Below are 17,897 nucleotides of genomic sequence, written 5' to 3' on the forward strand. Positions count from 1 at the left end.
CGGGAACGTCGGCTGGGGATATCGGGGCAGGGGAGTGCAACGGGCGGGCTCCAGGGGAGGGGAGGTGGGGCTGACGAGGTGGGGTGGCCGGCGCGGGCGGAGGGGCCCCGCGCCGAGTCACGCAGCTGGGTGTCGGTCCGTCCGAGCAGCGGCGAGGTCGACACGCGACGGATGGGGAGTCGCCCGTACGGCATTACCGCGGGCGGCTCCGTCAGGTCTCGCCCTGCGCTGACGGCACGGGACGCCCACAGGCGCATGGCACCAATCGCATCGGACGCCGAGCGCATCGGGAACACCTTCGGCGACGGCGGCCTCGCGCGCGGCGCGGGTCGGGCGGTAGCGGGCCAGCTCGGCGCGGACGGCCGGCGGGATGCACGACCCGACCTCGCGCAGGTGCTCCTCGACGTTGCGGGGCTGGCTGCCGCTGGAGATCTGCCGGTGTGTCGAAGGGGCGGCCACACCGGCCGCGACCGCGTGCCGGGCGCGGAGCAGCTCGGCTCGCCAGGCGGCCGGGTCGTAGGGATCGGCGGCTGGGGTCGGGTCGATGTGCCGGTCGAGGCGGTCGCGTCGGTGGGCACGCCACCTGCGGACGACATCCACGGGCAGGATCGGGTATGGCGAGTCGAGCACGTGGGCCCGTATCGCCTCGCGGACGTCCCAGCCGTGGGCGGTGGCGAATGGCACGTCGTCGAGCAGTTCCTGCCACTGGGCGATCTGGTCACGGGCTTCGCCCGGGCCGGTGCGAATGGTGCGGGGGTCGAGGCGCCCGGTGTAGGCGAGGACGGCGGCGACTTCGCGTCGGTCCAAAGGCGGGTTACTCCGTTCCTGTCGGTTCGTCGAGGGCGGCGAGCAGCGCGGCCATGTGCGCCTCGGAGCGAGTCATGCCGGTGCTGGAGGTGCCGGTGGGGGTTCCGCCGGGCAGGGCGTAGAGGTTGGGACGGCCTGGAGTGGGGGTGTGTTCCCGGGCGATCCACGCGCGCCAGTCGGCGGCCCACGCGGCGGCCGTGCGCGGTGCCCAGGCGGCCCGGTAGGTGCGCCACTTCTCGTCAGCGTCTTGCAGGGCCTCTTCGCCGAGTCGGTCGAGATGGCCGTGGTGCCGCAGCCAGGAGTGCGCGTCATCGTCGATCTCCCACTCGCTGGCGGAGATGAGCGGGGCAGAGCTGCTGCTGCTCTTACCGTTCACCTTCGGTTCTCTTCTGTTCTGGGGGTCGGAATCCGCACCCCCTCCGGGTCGGAATCTGACCCCCCTGGGGGCCGGATTCTGCTCCCCCGGGTCGGATTCCGCCCCCCCTTCGAGGTGTTCGGCAGGGTCGGATTCTGACCCCCCGAGGGTCGGATTCTGACCCCCTTGCAGGGCCGGATCCCGCTCCCCCTCCAGAGGCTGATCGGCGAGGAACCGGGCGGCGACCGGCAGGACGTAGTACGTCTCTCCTCGTGGCCCCTTGCGGCCGGGAAGCTGCACCAGCTCACCGCTGGCGATCAGCTTGGCCAGCGCATCACGCACGGCCGTACGGGAGGCGTTGGCACGCTTCATCAGGGTGGGCACGGACGCGTACGCGACGCAGTGCCGGTCGCGGCACCGGTCGGCGATCAGGGCGAGGACCATACGAGCGGTGCCCTTGTTGTCGCTGTGGTCCCACACCCATTCGCGGGCGTCGTAGCTCATCGGGTGGCGGCTCCTAGGTGAGGGCGTGGAGGTGCGGTCGCCCCTTGTCGGGCGGTGCACAGGGAGGGGGTGGCACACCACCCCGGACCGGAAGCGCGGGGGAGGGCTGGTGGCGTCTTATAGCCAAGACGGCCACATCCATGCCGCACAAGTCCAGCATTCCGCCGGGAAATCAGACAGCTGACGGCGAACACCTATTGCGAGCAAGGCATCCCGAAAACTGTAAACCCGAATCGCCGGTTGCCGAAATAATGCCCCGTCAGATGAAGCCAGAAGGATCACATCGGTAGACCGTTGACCTTCGCTGCGACGTCAAGCTACAACACAACACCCCACGTCAGAGCAGGCCGCCGAGCCGATCGAGGTAACGCGCGACGGGCACCAGAACCCCAGCGCAGAGACAACGCACGCCGGTCCGCCGGGCCGCAACATAGCCGACGATCGCCGGTTACCGAAACCGGCGAGTGCAATCTACAAATGGAGCCATGGCAGCACGATCCCTGGAAATCGGACCGGCCGGAATACGGACCGCCCGCATCATAGAAATCCTCCGCACCGAACGCGGCCTCGCCCAGCGCGAGCTCGCCGCCCGCGTCACCGCCCTGGGCCGTCCGATGACCAACACCATGCTGTCCCGCATCGAACGCGCCCAACGCCGCTGCGACATCGACGACCTCGTCGCTCTCGCCCAGGCCCTGCGGGTCTCGCCCCTGGATCTCCTCCAAGGGATCCGAGCCGCGTAGCCCAGACGGCTCCCGCCGAACCAACCCCCCGAGTAAAGGACTTACCGCCCTTGCGTCGACCCGCAATCCCCCGCGCCTTGATCCGATCCCTGCGAACCACCGCGCAGGAGGTGACCGCGCATGGCTGACCGCCTCCTGACCGTGGCTGAGGCCGGCGAAATGCTCGGCACGGGCGAGCGCTTCGTCCGCCGCCTGATCGCCGAACGCCGCATCCGCTACGTGAAGCTCGGCCGCCCGGTCCGCGTCCCCGAGAGCGCGATCACCGAGTACGTCGCGGCGCGCACCGTCGAGCCGGTCCGCCGTGTCCGTACCCGTTACGGGAAGGCGGCCTGATGGCGGGACGCAAGCCGCAGCGGCGGCGCGAGTTCGGCACGACCCGCAAGCTCCCCTCCGGTCGGTGGCAGGCCCGCTACATCGGCCCGGACGGGCAGCGGCACACCGCCCCGGAGACGTTCGAGATCAAGTCCGACGCCCAGGACTGGCTCAACCTCGTCCGCGCGGACATTGAGCGGGACGTATGGCGCGATCCGGACGCCGGTGCGGTCAACTTCGAGAAATACGCGTTGCGTTGGATGGAGGAGCGCGGCCTGGCCCCGACCACGCTCGACCGCTACGACGGCCTCCTCCGTCTCCACATCCTGCCGACGTTCGGCGCCAAGGACCTGGACGGGATATCCCCGCCCGCCGTCCGCACCTGGCGAGCCGAGCGCCTGAAGGCGACCGGCGCCACCACGGTCGCCAAGTCGTACCGCCTGCTGAAGGCCATCCTTCAGACGGCGGTCGACGACGACCTGCTCCGGAGCAACCCGTGCCGCATCAAGGGCGCCGGCAAGGAGGAGGCCGACGAACGCCCCACCGCCACCATCGAGCAGGTCTTCGACCTCGCCGACGCCATGGGCCCACGCTGGCGCCTGATGGTCCTGCTCGGCGCCTTCGCCTCCCTCCGCCCGGAGGAGCTGGCGGAACTGCGCCGTCGCAGTGTCGATGTTGACGAATGCTCCCTGCGCATCACACAGGCGTCCCCGGAGCTGACTAACGGCAGGCGCGTTACCGGCGACCCCAAGACCCGGGCGGGCAAGCGCACCGTCTACCTGCCCGACTTCCTGCTCCCGGAGCTTCGCCGCCACCTCCAGTGGTTCGCCGAGAAGGAGCGGGACGGCCTCCTCTTCGTCGGCGAGAAGGGTGCCCCCTTCCGCCGCTCGACCTTCGGCCGCAAGTGGCGCAGGGCGAGGACGAAGGTTGGCATGCCGGAGAACTTCCGCTTCTACGACCTCCGCCACACCGGCAACACCCTGGCCGCCGACACCGGAGCCAAGCTCAAGGACCTCATGGTCCGCGCCGGCCAGTCCTCGGAGCGGGCTCAGCTGATCTATCAGCACTCGACGGCGAGGCACCAGCGCAGGCTGGCTCAGGGCATAGATGCCGAGGTACGCCGACAACAGAAGGGAGCGAACGGCGGTACGGCGGTTCGTCGGGCGTGACCGTGAGGTCCGTGTGTGGGTCCGGCGAGGTCAGTCGTCGACGAGTTCCGCGAGTTGTTCGGCGGCAGTGGTGTTGCCCTGGGCGGCCAGCCGCCTCAGCTCCTCCAGGTTCTCCTGCTCGGTGGCCAGTTGGATCAGCTCGTCGGTGGCCGTGGCGTTGCCGCCGTCGGAGAGCCGCCGGAGTTCTTCGAGATCGCCTTGCTCCGAGGCGAGTTGGACGAGTTCGTCGGCGGCGTCAGAGTTGCCCGTCTCTGCGAGGCGGCGCAGTTCGTCGAGGTCGCCGTGTTCCGCGGCGAGCTGGATGAGTTCGTCGGTGGCGTCGGTGTCACCGTTCTCGGCGCGTTCCCGAAGGTCGGACAGGTCGGGTTCAGGCATGGCGGGCAACCTTTCCGCGGTGGTGGTCATGGGCCGGTCGACCCTGCTGTTCGCTGGGGCCGTCCGAGGCGTCCCGAGGCGCGTAGTTCGTCGCGGTGTGCCTGCCACTCGTCCACCAGCTTGGGCAGGCGTTCCGCCAGGAACTCGGCCAGCGCGATCATTTCCTCGATCGGCGCACGGCGTTCCGGCGGAGCTTCGGAGAGGAGGGCCAGGCCCTCGCGGAAGAGCGCGGCGTGTTCCTGGTGGACGGCCGCGTCGAAGTTCTGCGGCTGGTGGCTGTCTGGGTTCAGGCTCACGCGGTCCATGCGCTGACCGGCGGCGCGGGTGCGCCGGGCGATGCCGTAGTTCTCCAGCAGTTTGACCGCCCCGGTGATGGCGCTGCGGCTGGCCAGCAGGGCCTCGGTCAGCTCGTCGATGGTCTGCTGAGGCGGATCGCATACGAGGAGGTGGCCGAGCAGCCGCCCGGCCATGGGCGGGAAGCCGTACTGCCGGGCGTAGAAGCGGCCCACGTGCTCCGCGAAGAGTAGTTGCGCGTCGTTCGGCACGCTCTCGACCGTAGCAGGTTTGGCTGAGATGACGAATATTTCTGTCATCTCAGCCATGGGTCGTCTCACTCGGCCAGGAAAGCGGATCAGGAAGGAGGATCAAGAAAGCGGGTCAGGAAAGCCCAGACGCCTTGAGCACCGCCCGAGCGGTCTCGCCGTCGATGTCGCGGCCGAGCCGGTCCAGGACGTCCCCGCCGTGCAGCAGGGTGCCGTGTGCGACGGAACGCCGGACGCCGGTGTCGAGTTCGTGCCAGATCAGGGGGTTGGCGGCGAGGACGCGAGGGTCCAGTTCCAGGCGGTGGCCGTACGCGTCCCGCAGGACCAAGCGGGGCGAGACGCCGTCGTACCGCCATACGGTGGTCAGCGCGTCCGTGCGCACCATCTGCCGACGCCACGGGCCCCGCACCGCCAGCCAGCCGGTGCCCGCCGTCACCCGGGCCGGCAGCAGGACGATGAAGAGGGCGGCCGACAGGCCGAGCCACAACAGGGCACGCGGGGGTGACAGTGTGCCGGCGTCCCAGTCGACCAGCAGGGACGTGGCGCCGAACAGCGCGGCGCAGCCCGTCGCGAGCATGGCGCCGCCACGCCAGTGGCGGTCACCGGCCCGGGCCCACCGGTCGTCGGGACGTCGCATGTCGTTGACGTTAGGCGGCCCTGCGGGCTCGGCGGCTGTCACTGACGGGGCCCTGACGCCGCACAGGCGAATCCTGACGCGATCCTTACGCGGGCGTCGGACTCAGCCGGTGTGGACGCGGGGACGGCGGGCTCGGTCCGGTTCCGCCTCGCGCAGGACCTCTCGGGTCACCGGGGCCACCTCGCCCTGGCCGAAGAGGAAGAAGCGGAGGAAGTTGGCGAAGGGGCTGCCCTCGGTCCACTCGAAGTAGATGTGCGGGGTGCACTTCGTCGTGTCGCGGACGTGGAGGAGCAGCGCGGCCAGGGCGTTGGGGATGGAGGACGACTCCAGGGTCAGGACGCGGTAGCGGTTGTGCAGGACCTCGCCGCGGACCGTCAGGCCCGCCTCGAACTCCGAGGGGTCCAGGACCGTGACCTCCACGAAGACGAAGTCCTCCTGCTCCGGCATGTCGTTGTCGGCCCGGATCTGCTCGATCTTGTCGCGGTACTCGGCCTTGTCCCGGTTGTCGGGCTCGTTGGCGATGAAGCGGATCTTGCGGCTGGCCATGTCCCTGATGAATCGTTCCGCCATGGGGTCGAGACTCACGCTCGTGACGCGGAGCTCGAAGGCGCGGGCCAGCCGGGAGAGGAGGGAGACCAGGATGATGCCGGCGATGAAGCAGGCGCCGATCTTGACGCCGTCCGGGCGCTCGATGACGTTGACGACCGTCGTGTAGAGGAACACCGCGGAGATGACGGCGAAGCCCCACGCCCAGTTGCGCTGGCCCGCCTTGCGCGCCGCGATCGTCACCGCGATCGCGGCCGAGCTGATCAGCACGAGGACGCCGGTGGCGTACGCGCCGCCCTGGGCGTCCACGTCGGCGTCGAAGATCCAGGTGACCAGGAAGGCGATCAGGGTGAAGACGATCACCATGGGGCGGATGGCGCGGGCCCAGTGCGGGGCCATGCCGTAGCGGGGCAGGTAGCGGGGCATCAGGTTCAGCAGGCCCGCCATCGCGGAGGCACCGGCGAACCACAGGATGGCGATCGTGGAGACGTCGTAGACCGTGCCGAAGGCGCCGCCGAGGTAGTCGTGCGCGAGATATGCCAGGGCACGCCCGTTGGCCGGGCCGCCCTGCTCGAAGTCCTTCTCCGGGATCAGGAGGGTGGTGATGAAGCTGGTGGTGATCAGGAAGACGCTCATGATCAGGGCAGCCGTGGTGAGCAGCTTCTTGGTGTCCCTGATACGGCCCTTGGGATTCTCCTCCGTCTCGCCAGGGTCGCCCTTGACGTGCGGCATGACCGCGACGCCGGTCTCGAAGCCGGACATGCCCAGGGCGAGCTTCGGGAAGACGATCAGGGCCACGCCGATCATCACGAAGACGTTGCCGTGCTCGGCGGTCAGGGCGGTCGACCAGTCGGTGACCACATGTCCCTCGGTGATGACGTGCCATATGCCGACGATCACGACGACGACGTTGAGGCCGAGATAGACCGCCACCAGGGCGACCGCGACGCCGATCGCCTCCAGGAAGCCCTTGAGGAAGACCGCGCCGAGCAGTCCCACGAGAACGAGCGTGATCAGCATCTGCTTGTCGTGCAGGGCGCTGTTCAGGTGCGGGTTCTCGACGAGGTGGGTGGAGGCGTCCGCGGCGGACAGGGTGATGGTGATCAGGAAGTCGGTGGCGGCGAAGCCGAGCAGGGTCAGGACGAAGAGCTTGCCCTTCCAGAAGGACAGCAGGCGCTCCAGCATCGCGATCGAGCCCTCGCCGTGGGGGCTCTCCTCGGCCACCCTGCGGTACACCGGCAGCGCGCCCGCCAGGGTCACGACGACGAGGACGATGGTCGCGATCGGGGACAGCAGGCCGGCCGCGAGGGCGGCGATGCCGGGCTGGTAGCCGAGGGTCGAGAAGTAGTCGACACCGGTCAGGCACATCACCCGGTACCAGGGCTGCCCCTTGTGCTCAAGCGCGGACTCCTGCTGCTGCGCCGGCTGCCCGTGGCCCTTGCCCATGTCGGACAGCCCCTCCAGCATCCAGGCACGCAGACGACTGGGCGGGGGGTGTTCGGTGGTGGCCATCGGAGGGCTCCTGGTGTGCGGCTCGTGTGCGGTCCGGCCATCACACGGACGGCGGGATCAGCGTATGCAGAGCGTGACGTCAGGGCCCATGGATGGTCCGCACGACCGCGTCAAGCTTGCGTTAAGACCGGCAGGCGGAGCGCTTGTGGCGCATCAGGGTGTGCGTATTTCGGTCGCGCGGGTACGGGTTGGGCCGTATGGGGGGCCGGCCGCCTCGGTGGTTCCTAGGCGCTGAGCCGGCGATCGCGCGCCACGGGGCTGCCGACCGCGTAGTGGACGTGCTCGCGGACCAGACGGAAGCCCGCTCTCCATGCGAGGAGACGACTGGCACGGTTGTGGACCGAGCAGTTCCAGCTGGGGGTGTGGCTCCGGGCCGTGATGTCCGCGCAGAGCGAGGTGACGCAGGCCAGGGCGAGGTGGTGGCGTCTGCGGTCGGGGACGGTGTAGACGGCCACGTCCTCGTAGCGGGTGCCGCGGAAGTACGTGCACGCCACCGCGAGGATCCGGCTGGTCCGGCCGACGGCCGCCCAGGCATGGCCCGAGGCGGCGAGCCCGGCCGGGCCGCCCCAGCTCGCCGAGAGCCAGGAGGCGTCCGGGCCCAGCGCGTGCACCGCCTCGGTGTCGGTGGCCTCCAGGCGCCTCACGGTCACGGCCATCGGGAGCGACGCGGGCAGCGGTCCGGCCTGGAGGGTCCAGGTCATGCGCTCCCAGGGGGTGAGGCGTTCGAACGCGGAGCCCAGCGCCGGGAGGAAGCGGGGCGGTGCGTCGATGCGGCAGCCGGCCAGTGGCGCCAGCGTCTCGGGGGTCAATGCGTCGGGTACGCCGCGCAGCACTACGTAGCCGGCGCAGGACGCGGCGACGGAACTCGGCCGGATGGCGCGGTCGGCCCACCAGCGGCCGTTGCCCGTGGTCAGCACGTGCTCGCCGATCGTGGCGGGGCCGGAGGACCCCGTGGGGAACCGCCGGCTGAGGGCGGGCAGATCAGGGGGGTGTATCTCGATCATCGGCACCTCGGAGCGGAGCGGAGTGGGGTGCGGGAGGGGCGGGCGGTAGGAAGCTTGCCGTCCTCGTCACCCGCCCCGTTCGTGCTCGGTCAGCGTTGGCCGGCCTTGCGGCCGTGGTTGGCCTTCTTCTTGCGGCGGTCCTTCTTCTTGCGGGCGCGCTTCGACATAGGGCTCAACTCCCTTCAGGAAGAAAGAACTTCAAGCGGTACGGCCGACCAGCAGGTCTGCGAGCCTGCTGAGGCGCCGCACCGTGCGGTCCTCGGCCGCGGCCGGGGCCGGGTCGACGCGCTCGGTGCGGTCGTAGTAGGCGCCGTTGACGATCTCGACGGCCGGGTCGCACAGCCGGACCACATGGGTCGCGCCCTCGGCGGGCGTGCCGCCTTCATGGGCGTACAGCGGGAGCATGGCGGTGTCGCAGACCCCGGGATGCACGGAGACGGCGGTGACGCGCGGATCGGCGGCGAAGACCGTCAGGGCCAGCTGGGACTGGGCGTACGCGGCGAGCCGGGAGTAGCGGCGGGCGCGGTTGGGATCGGCCCAGGAGATCGACGCCGTGCGGTGCAGCGAGGAGGACACGTTGACCACGCGGCCGCCCGGGTCGCTGGTGAGGGCCGGCTCCAGCAGACAGGTCAGCAGGTAGTGGGCGAGAAAGTTGACCTGGAAGGCGATCTCGTTGCCGTCGGCGGTGACGGTATGCCGCTCGGGCGCCGCCATGCCGGCGTTGTTGACGAGGGCGTCCAGGTGCGGGTGCTCGACGACGACCTTGTGGGCGAGGCTCTCCACCTGGTCCAGGCGCGTGAAGTCCGCGCCGTAGGTGCGCAGTCGGTCGGCGTCGACGCCCGCCTCGGCGACGAGCCGGTCGGCGGCCGCGAGGGCGTCCTCGGCGGTGCGGCCGTGCAGCAGCACGGTGGCGCCGCGCTCGGCGAGCTGCCGAGCGGTCTCGTACCCGATGCCGGAGGTGGCCCCGGTGACCAGGACGGTGCGGGAGGAAGAGGGTGAAATAGGCATGTTTCCTTCAGGGGTGTGGGCACGCTGCAGCACGGCCCCCTCTCGGGCGGCGAGCGTGCGAAGGCGAAGGGTGAGGGGCGCCGGACGGGGGTCACGGCGCCCCTCGGGTCGCTGAGCGCGCGTCAGCGGGACGCGGGCGCGTGTGGACAGCGCTGCTCACGACGGGGCGGCCGAGACGGACTCGGCGGCCGGTCGAAGAGGAGCCAGGCGCTGTGCACGGGAACCATCGAAGCCGTCCCGCAGGGTCCGGGCAAGCTCAAGTCCCCTTCTCTGACGGGTCCCTGATGAGGAGATACGGGGTCTTGACGGGCGCGTCCGTGGCCCTGGCGAGCGAGAGGGAAGCGGGGGCCCGCTCCGGAGCGCCGGGGATCACGGAGACCTTCGTGACTCGGTGGGGGACGGATGGCGTGCGGTGCCGGGGCCCCGGCACCGCACGGCCCGCACACGGACGCGGGCGACAGGACGACGACCGGCGTGGTGTGCGGGCACACGCCCTCGGACGTGCACCGGCCGCCTCCAACCGCCGCGGAGTGGGGACTCCGGACAGCCACCGAGGCCGCTGACGCCCACGGCCTCAGCGGCGGCCGACGGGGAATCTAGCGGCCGTAGAAGCCGGAACCGCCCTGGTCAGGAATTTGCGGCACTCATACGGCCGTTGCGGCGACGCCGTCAAGGTCCCGTCAAACCGACCTGAGAAAGCGTCAGAAGAGCGTCAACGCCGGCCGCCGGTGACCGGATCCGGCCGCAGACTGGCCGACAACGGGGGGCGGGCGACCGTCCGTGGCGTGATGTTGGAGGAACCGTGACGATCACGGCCGGCACGGCGCAGACACCGCGGAAGCCTGACTCACGGCCGACAGGGGTGATCCCGCCGGACGGCAGCCCCGGACCTGGGAGTGGCGGGGGATCGCGGACGGGCGATCCGGGTCCGGGACGGCCACGCCCGAGACAGCAGGCCGTGGCCGCGCGGGCCGCTCTGCGCCGCCGCCTGCGGGCCACCGTGCCCGCGCGGCTGCGCCTCCTGCGCGCGGCCACGGTCCTGCTCACCGCCGCCCTCACGGTGCTGCTCCTGCTGGCCGGACTGGCCGCGAACGGCACCTGGGACGCCGTGGCCGACCAGGACGCACCCCGCACCATCAGCGCCGCCGACCTCAGCCTCGCCCTCGACGACATGGATGCGCAGGCCGCCAACATGCTGCTGGCGAACGGGGCACGGCTGCGGACGCCGTACGACAAGGCAGTCGGCTTCTACGGCGACGCCCGCCGCGACATCGGGCACGAACTGCGCACGCTCGCCGTCGCCGCCCAGGGCGACCGTGGCGACGAGAAGAGGGTCGAGAACCTCACGGACGATTTCGCCGAGTACCAGGAACTCATCGGCCGCGCCCTGGAGAACGACGGCCGCGAGGGCGGCAGGACGGCCGCCGTGGCCGACTACCGGAGGGCGACGGACCTGTTGCGGACGCGGCTCCTGCCGGCGGCGGCGAAGTTGGTGTCGTCGAACGACGCCGCCTTCGAGGAGCGGTACACCGCCGCCCGCTCCACCCTCACCGCCCAACTCGTCACGGTCGCAGCGCTGGGCCTGCTGCTGCTCGCCGTGCTCGGCGCCCTCCAGTGGTACCTGGCACGCAGCTTCCGCCGCATTTTCAACCCCGGCGTCCTGGCCGCCACCGTCTGCGCCCTGACCGCCGTCGTCCTCGGTACGGCGATGCTGTCCGCCTCCGCCGAGCACCTGCGCGGAGCCCGCCGCGACGCCTTCGACTCCGTCGTCGCCCTCTCCCGTGCGCGTGCCGTCGCCTACGACGCCAACGCCGACGAGAGCCGCTACCTCCTCGACCCCGAGCGGCGCGAGCGGTACGAGCGGTCGTTCCTCGCCAAGTCCCAGGAGCTGTACGGCATCGAGGGCGCGACCCTGTCGTCGTACGACTCCCGGCTCGCCACCACCTGGCAGGCGTACCGGTCGGACCACGGCGACCTGCGCTTCACCGGCGAGTTCCGCCGAGAGCTCGACAACATCACCTTTGTGGGGGAGCGGGACGCCGCGGAGCGGACCGTCGAGGCGTACGCCGTCTACCAGCGCGACGACCGCAGGATCCGGGCACTGGTCGCGGCCGGGAAGGAGCGGGAGGCCACCGAGTTCTGCATGGGCTGGGAACCCGGCACCTCCAACGCGCACTTCGGGGCCTGGATGACCGCACTGGACAAGGTCACGGACATCAACCGGGCCCACTTCACCGCCTCCGTGCGGGCGGGCCGGTCGTCGGTGAGCGGGCTGCTGCCGTGGGCGATGGGACTGCTGCTCGCAGCGGCGGTCCTCACCATGCTCGGGCTGCGGCCGCGGCTGGCGGAGTTCCGCTGAAGGGGAGCGGTGCTGCTCGACGTGCGGCTCCCGGGCCGAAGAACGACCCGTCGCGGCAAGAGCCGGCGCGGCGCTCAGGCGCCGGCCAGCCGTGCCTCCTCCAGGTCCAGGGACCGCTGGAGCCTTCTGCGGGTCGTGTCGCTGATGGTGTGGTTGTCGTAGAGGCGCTGCAGTTCCGACGCCTCGACGGCGATCAGGTCGCGGCGCAGCTGGCGATAGACGAGGTCGGCGGAGCCGGACGGGTCGGTGTCCTCGTTCAGGCGGTCGCGGGCGTCGTCGAGGCGGGCGGTGAGGCCGCGACGGAGGCGGTCCAGAACGACGTCCGGTACGGCCTCAAGTTCGGCGAGTTCGTCGAGGCGCCGGATGCCCGCGCCGGCCAGGCGGCAGCGGGCGGCGGCTTCCTCCCGCTCGGTGTGGTCGGGCTCCAGGGCGATGCCGGAGCGGCGTACGACGGGGGCGAGGGTGAAGCCCTGGACGACGAGGGTGACGACCACGACGGAAGTGGTGAGGACCAGGACCAGCGGACGGTCGGCCAGGGAGGCGCCCGCCTTCGTGGTCTCCGGGATCGACAGGGCCGCCGCCAGCGGGACGACCCCCCGGGTGCCGGCCCAGGTCAGCACCAGCGGCACCCGCCAGTTCATCCGCTGGATGCCGCCCTTGCGCTGCACGAGCGCCGACAGTGGCGCCAGCCACAGCAGCCGTACGGCGATCAGCGTGGCGGCCACCGCGAGGGCGTAGAGCGGCCAGGCTCGGTCGCCGTCGTCCAGGGCCCGGACCTGCGCGGGCAGGGCCAGCCCGATGAGAGAGAACACGACGCTCTCCAGCAGGAACACCACCGTGCCGTACACGGCGTGCAGTTGAAGGCGGATGCGGGCGTTGGTGAGTCGGTCGCCACGTCCGCCGAGGACGACGCCCGCGACCACGACCGAGGTGACGCCGGAGGTGTGGGCGGCCTCCGCGAGGACGTAGGCCGCGTACGGGGTGACCAGGGCTATCACCGTCTCCAGGACCGGGTCCTCGGTGCGCCTGCGGATCAGCGCGACCACCCCGGCGACCGCGGCGCCGATCACCGTGCCGCCGCCCGCCAGCACGGCGAACTCGGCGCCCGCGGCACCCCAGCCGGCCGCCGCCGACGCCACCGCCACACTCGCCGCGACCCGGAACAGCACCAGCGAGGTCGCGTCGTTGAACAGGCTCTCCGCCTGGACGAGGACCTGCACCTTCGGCGGCAGGGAGAGACGTCTGCCGAGCGCGGTCACCGCCACCGGGTCGGTGCTGGCCAGCACCGCGCCCAGCACGAACGCCATCTGCCATGACAGCGGCGTGATCCCGGACGCCACCCAGCCGACGGCCGCCGCCGAGGCCAGCACCAGGCCGACGGACAGCACACCGACCGGCCTCCACACGGCCTTCAGCTCACGCCACGACAGTTCCTCGGCGCTGGCGTACAGCAGCGGAGGCAGCACGACCAGGCCGATGATCTCCGGGCTGATCTCGATCTGCGGGGTGCCCGGCAGCAGCGCGACGGCGAGACCGGCGACCACGAGCAGGGAGGGGGCTGGAATGTGCCGGCGTCGGGCGAAGGTCGCCACCAGCGTGGCGAGTACCACGAGTGCCAGAACCGTACCTACGCCGCGCATGCCGACCGTCCCCCAGGGGGCCTCGAAGAGAGCCACCGTGGCTCCCCGGCCGACCAGACTTCCCGGCACACCGCCTTCACCCTAACCGGCCAGGGGACGTCAAGTCAGTGTCAAGGTCCCCGGGACCGGCGCCAAGGAAGCGCTAAGAAGCGCCCCGGGCACCCGCCGGACGCGCTTCGGTAGGAGAAGTGACCCGCCTCCTTGAGGAGTTGAGCCAGTGAGCGGAGCGCGTGGGCGGCGATGAGTGGTGACGTACGGCCCGGACGACTGAAGGTCTACCTCGGGGCGGCCCCGGGGGTGGGCAAGACCTACCGGATGCTCGACGAGGGGCGCCGCCGGGCCGCCCGGGGCGCGGACGTCGTGGTCGGCTTCGCCGAGTGCCACGGCCGGCCACGTACCGAGGCCATGCTGGACGGCCTGGAGACCGTCCCCCGGGTCCGCTGCGACTACCGCGGCGGACGGTTCGAGGAGATGGACCTCGACGCGGTGCTGGCCCGCCGCCCGCAGGTGGCGATCGTCGACGAGTTCGCCCACAGCAACGTCCCCGGCGGCGGCCGCAACGCCAAGCGCTGGCAGGACGTCGAGGTGCTGCTCGCCGCGGGCATCGACGTGATCACCGCGCTGAACGTCCAGCACCTGGCCTCCCTCAACGACGTCGTCGAGAAGATCACGGGGGTGCCGCAGCACGAGACGGTGCCGGACGACGTCGTACGGCGGGCCACACAGATCGAACTCGTCGACATGCCGCCCGAGGGCCTGCGGCGGCGGATGGCGCACGGCAACATCCACGCCCCCGAGAAGGTCGACGCGGCCCTCGCCAACTACTTCCGGCCCGGGAATCTGACCGCGCTGCGACAACTGGCCCTGCTGTGGACGGCCGACCGGGTCGACGAGGCACTCACCAGTTACCGCGCCGAGCACTCCATCGGCGGGGTGTGGGAGACCCGGGAGCGGGTCGTGGTCGCGCTGACCGGTGGTCCCGAGGGGGACACGCTGATCCGGCGGGCCGCCCGGATCGCCGCCCGGTCGGCCGGGGGCGACCTCCTCGCCGTGCATGTGGCCCGCAGCGACGGCCTGGCCGCCGGAGTCTCGCACGCCTCACTGACCCGTCAGCGGCGACTGGTGGAGGACCTCGGGGGCAGCTACCACTCCGTGGTGGGCGACGACATCGCCACCGCCCTGGTCGACTTCGCCCGCGCCGAGAACGCCACCCAGCTGGTGCTGGGCACCAGCCGCCGGAGCCGTCTGGAACGGTTCCTGACCGGTCCGGGCACCGGGGAGACCGTCACCGAGCTGTCCGGCGACATCGACGTTCACCGGGTCACCCACGAGCGCGCCGGACGCGGCACCCTGCTGCCGTCCCGCCGCCGGACCCTGTCGACCGGGCGGCTGGTCGCGGGCCCCGTGGCCGGGCTGGTGCTGCCGGTGCTGCTCACCCTCGTCCTGGACCGGCTGCGTGGCCCCCTCGATCTCACCAGCGAAGCGCTGCTGTTCCTGCTCGCGGTGGTGGGCGTGGCCTGCATCGGCGGGGTCGCCTCCGCGCTGATCGCGTCGGTGACGGCGTCCCTGCTGCTCAACTACTGGTTCATCCCGCCCATCGGCGCGTTCACCCTCGACGACCCCAACGCCCTGATCGCGCTCGGCGTGTTCGCGGTGGTGGCCGCGACGGTGGCCGCCGTCGTCGACCGCTCCCTGCGCCTGTCCCGCCGCTCGGCCCGCGCCACCGCCGAGGCCGAGACCATGTCGTCGCTGGCCGGCAGCATCGTGCGCGGCGGCGCGACCATCCCGGCCCTGCTCGAACGCACCCGCGAGACCTTCGGCATGGACTCGGCGGAACTCGTCGAGGAACCGCCCGACGGCGACGGAGCCACCGCTGTGCCCGCCGGCCCGGACGCGTATCTGGTGCTGCGCGGACGTACGCTCTCCTCCTCGGAGCGACGGGTGCTGGCCGCGTTCGCCGCGCACGTCGGGGCCGCCGTCGAACGGGCCCGGCTGGCCGAGGCGGCGGCCGAGGTGGAGCCCGTGAAGGCCGCCGACCGGATGCGTACGGCGCTGCTCCGGGCGGTCGGCCACGACCTGCGCACCCCGCTCGCCGCCGGCTGGGCCGCGGTGACCTCGCTACGCAGCCGGGACGTGGAGTTCAGCCCTGAGGACCGCGACGAACTGCTCGCCACCGCCGACGAGTCCATGGCCAGGCTCAGCCGCCTGGTGGAGAACCTCCTGGACCTGAGCCGCCTGGAGGCGGGCGTCCTCGCCCTCGACCTGCGGGCCACCGCACTGGAGGAGGTCCTCCCGGCGGCGCTCATGGACGTCCCGGAGGTCGACGTGCGCGACGTCGAGGAGATCCCGCCGGCGCTCGCCGACCCGCCCCTGCTGGAGCGGGTGATCGCCAACCTGGCCGCCAACGCGGCCCGCCACACCCCGTCCGGCACCAGGGTGCTCGTGACCGCCAGCGCCCTGGCCGGCCGGGTCGAACTGCGGGTCGTGGACCGCGGCCCCGGACTGCCGCCGACCGGCCGGGAACGCCTCTTCGAGCCCTTCCAGCGGCTCGGCGACACCGACAACACCACCGGCCTCGGCCTGGGCCTCGCCCTGGCACGCGGTCTGACCGAGGCGATGAACGGCACCCTCACCCCCGAGGACACCCCGGGCGGCGGCCTGACGATGGTCGTGTCACTGCCCCTCGCCCCCCAGCCGGAGATCGTGCACCCACGAGGTGCGCAGAGCGTAGGAGGCGCCTGATGAGCACCGAGAGCAGCAGGTGGACGCTGCACCGCACGACAACCGGCACGAAGCCGGGGGACCGGCCGCTGCGGGACCGGGTCGCCCTGGCCGTCGGCTTCCTCGCCCCCTTCCTGGTGGCGCTCGCCCTGGTGCCGTTCCGCACCGATCTGTCCCACACCAACGCGGCGCTGATCCTCGTCGTGGCGGTGGTCGCGGTCGCCGCGCTCGGCAGCCGTACGGCCGGTGTGCTCGCGGCGCTGTCGGCGGCGGCCTGGTTCGACTTCTTCCTCACCCGCCCGTACCAGACCTTCGACATCACGGCTTCCGGTGACATCGAGACGGCGGTGCTCCTGCTGGTCGTCGGCCTGATCGTGGCCCAACTCGCCGCCCGTGCCCGCCGGCTGGAGGTCGTCACGGTGACGGATGCGGGCTATCTCGCCCGTATCCACGCCACCGCCGACCTCGTGCAGTCCGCCAGGTCCGCGGACACCGTCGTCGACCATGTCCGCGGTGAACTGACCGGCCTCCTCGGTCTGCGCGCCTGCCGTTTCGAGTACGGGACGCTGCTCGGGCAGCCGCCGCGGCTACGGGCGGACGGTGGCGTGACCGTGGGCCGGCGGTTCCGGGACGTCGACCTGGACGGCTGGCCCGAGGGCGAGATCGAGCTGCGCGCCTATGGCAACGGGCATTACCTCGGCCGCTTCATGCTCACCCCCGGCCCCGGCCCGGTGCCACCGCTTCGGGCGCGGCTCGTCGCGGTGACGCTGGCCGACCAGACGGGGGCGGCGCTGGACACGGCGGGGCCCCTTCGCGAGGAGTGAGACGGCCCTTACGCGATCTCGACGGGCCGGGCTTCGACATCCTGATGACGGGCGTTCAGCCGGATCCGGTGGACCGTCGCGGCGGAACAGGAGGGTCACTCCAGCCCGGAGACCTTGAACACGGTCTCGGCGGTCTCGCGGTCGATGCGTTCCGCGACGCGGCGCAGCACCGTCGCTCCGCACATCAGGGAGCCGAGGGCGGCGGCTCTGCGGGCGTCCTCGTCGACTCGGTGCCACAGGCCGGGATTGTTCACCAGGACCTGCGGATCGATCTCGACCCGGTCGCCGAACGCGTCTCGCAGGACGAGGCGTTGGGAGACGCCTTCCAAGCAGCGCACCGAGACCAGCAGGTCGGTGCGGACCCGGCGGGTGCGCAGCAGCCACCGAGAGGCCAGCCAGCCCTCACCAGCGGTGACCCGCGGCGGGCACAGCGCCAGGAACAGCAGCACCGCCAGGGTGGTCCACAGTGTGCCGCGCACCACCGTGAGGCTGCCGGCTCCCCAGTCGAACACGAACAGCAGGCCGAGCAGGGCCGTCGAGCAGCGGATGGAGCTGTACATATCTCCCGCCCAGCGGTGGTCGTGCACCACCGGGCCCTGTTTCTGCGCGTCTGCGGGGAACAGGTCGTGTTCCTCGTCGTTGCGGCGTCCCATAGGGCAGACGGTAGAGACCGGCTGAGCGCGGGCGACGCACCTTGACACGACTCTGACGGGTACGCGGCTGTTTTTGACACCGTTCCGGCGGCGGGGGAGTCGCCCGGATCACACGCCCGTCAAGGCGCCGTCAAGGTCCGCCGGTTCGGCGCGAAGAACGCGCAAGGGAGGGTCGGCCGCGGCAGG

The 17,897-nt window shown here is 71.5% G+C and carries 17 protein-coding genes; 6 read left to right on the plus strand and 11 right to left on the minus strand.

Annotated features, from left to right (window positions below; all coding sequences use genetic code 11):
- Positions 1-117: 117 nt before the first annotated feature.
- Positions 118-807 carry a hypothetical protein gene (locus tag DI272_RS24250; RefSeq protein WP_109497394.1) on the minus strand — a complete coding sequence of 230 codons (690 nt, stop codon included), beginning with the start codon at positions 805-807 and terminating at the stop codon, positions 118-120.
- A 7-nt stretch (positions 808-814) separates the two neighbouring features.
- On the minus strand, positions 815-1,666 hold the full coding sequence (locus tag DI272_RS24255; RefSeq protein ID WP_109497395.1) for a helix-turn-helix domain-containing protein: 852 nt from the start codon (positions 1,664-1,666) through the stop codon (positions 815-817).
- A gap of 485 nt (positions 1,667-2,151) precedes the next feature.
- On the opposite strand from DI272_RS24255, the gene DI272_RS24260 reads away from it, so the two are divergent.
- The 3 genes from DI272_RS24260 to DI272_RS24270 all read left to right on the plus strand — a co-directional run bounded on the left by DI272_RS24260 (position 2,152) and on the right by DI272_RS24270 (position 3,890).
- Positions 2,152-2,409, plus strand: a complete 258-nt coding sequence (locus DI272_RS24260; RefSeq protein WP_109497396.1) for a helix-turn-helix domain-containing protein — start codon at positions 2,152-2,154, stop codon at positions 2,407-2,409.
- A 120-nt stretch (positions 2,410-2,529) separates the two neighbouring features.
- The gene (locus DI272_RS24265; RefSeq protein ID WP_109497397.1) at positions 2,530-2,742 is read left to right on the plus strand and encodes a helix-turn-helix domain-containing protein; all 213 of its coding nucleotides are present in this window, start codon (positions 2,530-2,532) and stop codon (positions 2,740-2,742) included.
- Positions 2,742-3,890: a site-specific integrase gene (locus DI272_RS24270; protein WP_109497398.1), complete on the plus strand. Its 1,149-nt coding sequence runs from the start codon at positions 2,742-2,744 to the stop codon at positions 3,888-3,890. Before DI272_RS24265 ends, DI272_RS24270 begins: the two co-directional genes overlap by 1 nt.
- Before the next feature lie 30 nt (positions 3,891-3,920).
- Here the strand turns inward: DI272_RS24270 and DI272_RS44625 are convergent, their stop codons facing one another.
- From DI272_RS44625 to DI272_RS24300, 7 genes are all read right to left on the minus strand, one after another.
- Complete coding sequence (locus DI272_RS44625; RefSeq protein WP_219933856.1) at positions 3,921-4,265, minus strand: hypothetical protein; 345 nt, start codon at positions 4,263-4,265, stop codon at positions 3,921-3,923.
- Between the two features lie 26 nt (positions 4,266-4,291).
- Positions 4,292-4,810, minus strand: coding sequence for a GbsR/MarR family transcriptional regulator (locus DI272_RS24280; protein ID WP_109497399.1), 519 nt, complete (start codon positions 4,808-4,810; stop codon positions 4,292-4,294).
- Positions 4,811-4,922: 112 nt separating this feature from the next.
- Positions 4,923-5,444 carry a hypothetical protein gene (locus DI272_RS24285; protein WP_109497400.1) on the minus strand — a complete coding sequence of 174 codons (522 nt, stop codon included), beginning with the start codon at positions 5,442-5,444 and terminating at the stop codon, positions 4,923-4,925.
- Between the two features lie 102 nt (positions 5,445-5,546).
- Complete coding sequence (locus DI272_RS24290) at positions 5,547-7,502, minus strand: APC family permease (protein WP_109497401.1); 1,956 nt, start codon at positions 7,500-7,502, stop codon at positions 5,547-5,549.
- Between the two features lie 224 nt (positions 7,503-7,726).
- Entirely contained in the window at positions 7,727-8,506 is a 780-nt protein-coding gene (locus DI272_RS24295) for a GNAT family N-acetyltransferase (RefSeq protein WP_109497402.1), read from the minus strand.
- Between the two features lie 89 nt (positions 8,507-8,595).
- Entirely contained in the window at positions 8,596-8,673 is a 78-nt protein-coding gene (locus DI272_RS46255; protein WP_375138118.1) for a 50S ribosomal protein bL37, read from the minus strand.
- Between the two features lie 31 nt (positions 8,674-8,704).
- A complete protein-coding gene (locus DI272_RS24300; protein ID WP_109497403.1) occupies positions 8,705-9,514 on the minus strand; it encodes an SDR family NAD(P)-dependent oxidoreductase in 810 nt (269 codons plus the stop codon).
- Positions 9,515-10,472: 958 nt separating this feature from the next.
- On the opposite strand from DI272_RS24300, the gene DI272_RS24305 reads away from it, so the two are divergent.
- Positions 10,473-11,873, plus strand: coding sequence for a hypothetical protein (locus DI272_RS24305; RefSeq protein ID WP_109497404.1), 1,401 nt, complete (start codon positions 10,473-10,475; stop codon positions 11,871-11,873).
- A 74-nt stretch (positions 11,874-11,947) separates the two neighbouring features.
- Here the strand turns inward: DI272_RS24305 and DI272_RS24310 are convergent, their stop codons facing one another.
- Positions 11,948-13,513, minus strand: coding sequence for a Na+/H+ antiporter (locus DI272_RS24310; protein WP_109501008.1), 1,566 nt, complete (start codon positions 13,511-13,513; stop codon positions 11,948-11,950).
- Positions 13,514-13,753: 240 nt separating this feature from the next.
- Between DI272_RS24310 and DI272_RS24315 the strand changes: the two genes are divergently transcribed.
- The gene (locus tag DI272_RS24315) at positions 13,754-16,255 is read left to right on the plus strand and encodes an ATP-binding protein (RefSeq protein ID WP_109497405.1); all 2,502 of its coding nucleotides are present in this window, start codon (positions 13,754-13,756) and stop codon (positions 16,253-16,255) included.
- Positions 16,255-17,058: a DUF4118 domain-containing protein gene (locus tag DI272_RS24320; protein WP_109497406.1), complete on the plus strand. Its 804-nt coding sequence runs from the start codon at positions 16,255-16,257 to the stop codon at positions 17,056-17,058. Before DI272_RS24315 ends, DI272_RS24320 begins: the two co-directional genes overlap by 1 nt.
- A gap of 95 nt (positions 17,059-17,153) precedes the next feature.
- Here the strand turns inward: DI272_RS24320 and DI272_RS24325 are convergent, their stop codons facing one another.
- Positions 17,154-17,711: a hypothetical protein gene (locus DI272_RS24325; protein WP_109497407.1), complete on the minus strand. Its 558-nt coding sequence runs from the start codon at positions 17,709-17,711 to the stop codon at positions 17,154-17,156.
- Positions 17,712-17,897: the final 186 nt, after the last annotated feature.

The organism is Streptomyces sp. Act143 (genome assembly GCF_003143935.1).
Lineage (GTDB): Bacteria > Actinomycetota > Actinomycetes > Streptomycetales > Streptomycetaceae > Streptomyces.

What these genes read in the sequence shown, in the direction of transcription:
- DI272_RS24255 (WP_109497395.1), bottom strand. Translation starts at nt 1,666, where the DNA reads ATGAGCTACGACGCCCGCGAATGGGTGTGGGACCACAGCGACAACAAG.
- DI272_RS24290 (WP_109497401.1), bottom strand. Translation starts at nt 7,502, where the DNA reads ATGGCCACCACCGAACACCCCCCGCCCAGTCGTCTGCGTGCCTGGATG.
- DI272_RS24270 (WP_109497398.1), top strand. Translation starts at nt 2,742, where the DNA reads ATGGCGGGACGCAAGCCGCAGCGGCGGCGCGAGTTCGGCACGACCCGC.
- DI272_RS24260 (WP_109497396.1), top strand. Translation starts at nt 2,152, where the DNA reads ATGGCAGCACGATCCCTGGAAATCGGACCGGCCGGAATACGGACCGCC.
- DI272_RS24285 (WP_109497400.1), bottom strand. Translation starts at nt 5,444, where the DNA reads ATGCGACGTCCCGACGACCGGTGGGCCCGGGCCGGTGACCGCCACTGG.
- DI272_RS24265 (WP_109497397.1), top strand. Translation starts at nt 2,530, where the DNA reads ATGGCTGACCGCCTCCTGACCGTGGCTGAGGCCGGCGAAATGCTCGGC.
- DI272_RS24300 (WP_109497403.1), bottom strand. Translation starts at nt 9,514, where the DNA reads ATGCCTATTTCACCCTCTTCCTCCCGCACCGTCCTGGTCACCGGGGCC.
- DI272_RS24315 (WP_109497405.1), top strand. Translation starts at nt 13,754, where the DNA reads ATGAGTGGTGACGTACGGCCCGGACGACTGAAGGTCTACCTCGGGGCG.
- DI272_RS24320 (WP_109497406.1), top strand. Translation starts at nt 16,255, where the DNA reads ATGAGCACCGAGAGCAGCAGGTGGACGCTGCACCGCACGACAACCGGC.
- DI272_RS46255 (WP_375138118.1), bottom strand. Translation starts at nt 8,673, where the DNA reads ATGTCGAAGCGCGCCCGCAAGAAGAAGGACCGCCGCAAGAAGAAGGCC.
- DI272_RS24310 (WP_109501008.1), bottom strand. Translation starts at nt 13,513, where the DNA reads ATGCGCGGCGTAGGTACGGTTCTGGCACTCGTGGTACTCGCCACGCTG.
- DI272_RS24325 (WP_109497407.1), bottom strand. Translation starts at nt 17,711, where the DNA reads ATGGGACGCCGCAACGACGAGGAACACGACCTGTTCCCCGCAGACGCG.
- DI272_RS44625 (WP_219933856.1), bottom strand. Translation starts at nt 4,265, where the DNA reads ATGCCTGAACCCGACCTGTCCGACCTTCGGGAACGCGCCGAGAACGGT.
- DI272_RS24295 (WP_109497402.1), bottom strand. Translation starts at nt 8,506, where the DNA reads ATGATCGAGATACACCCCCCTGATCTGCCCGCCCTCAGCCGGCGGTTC.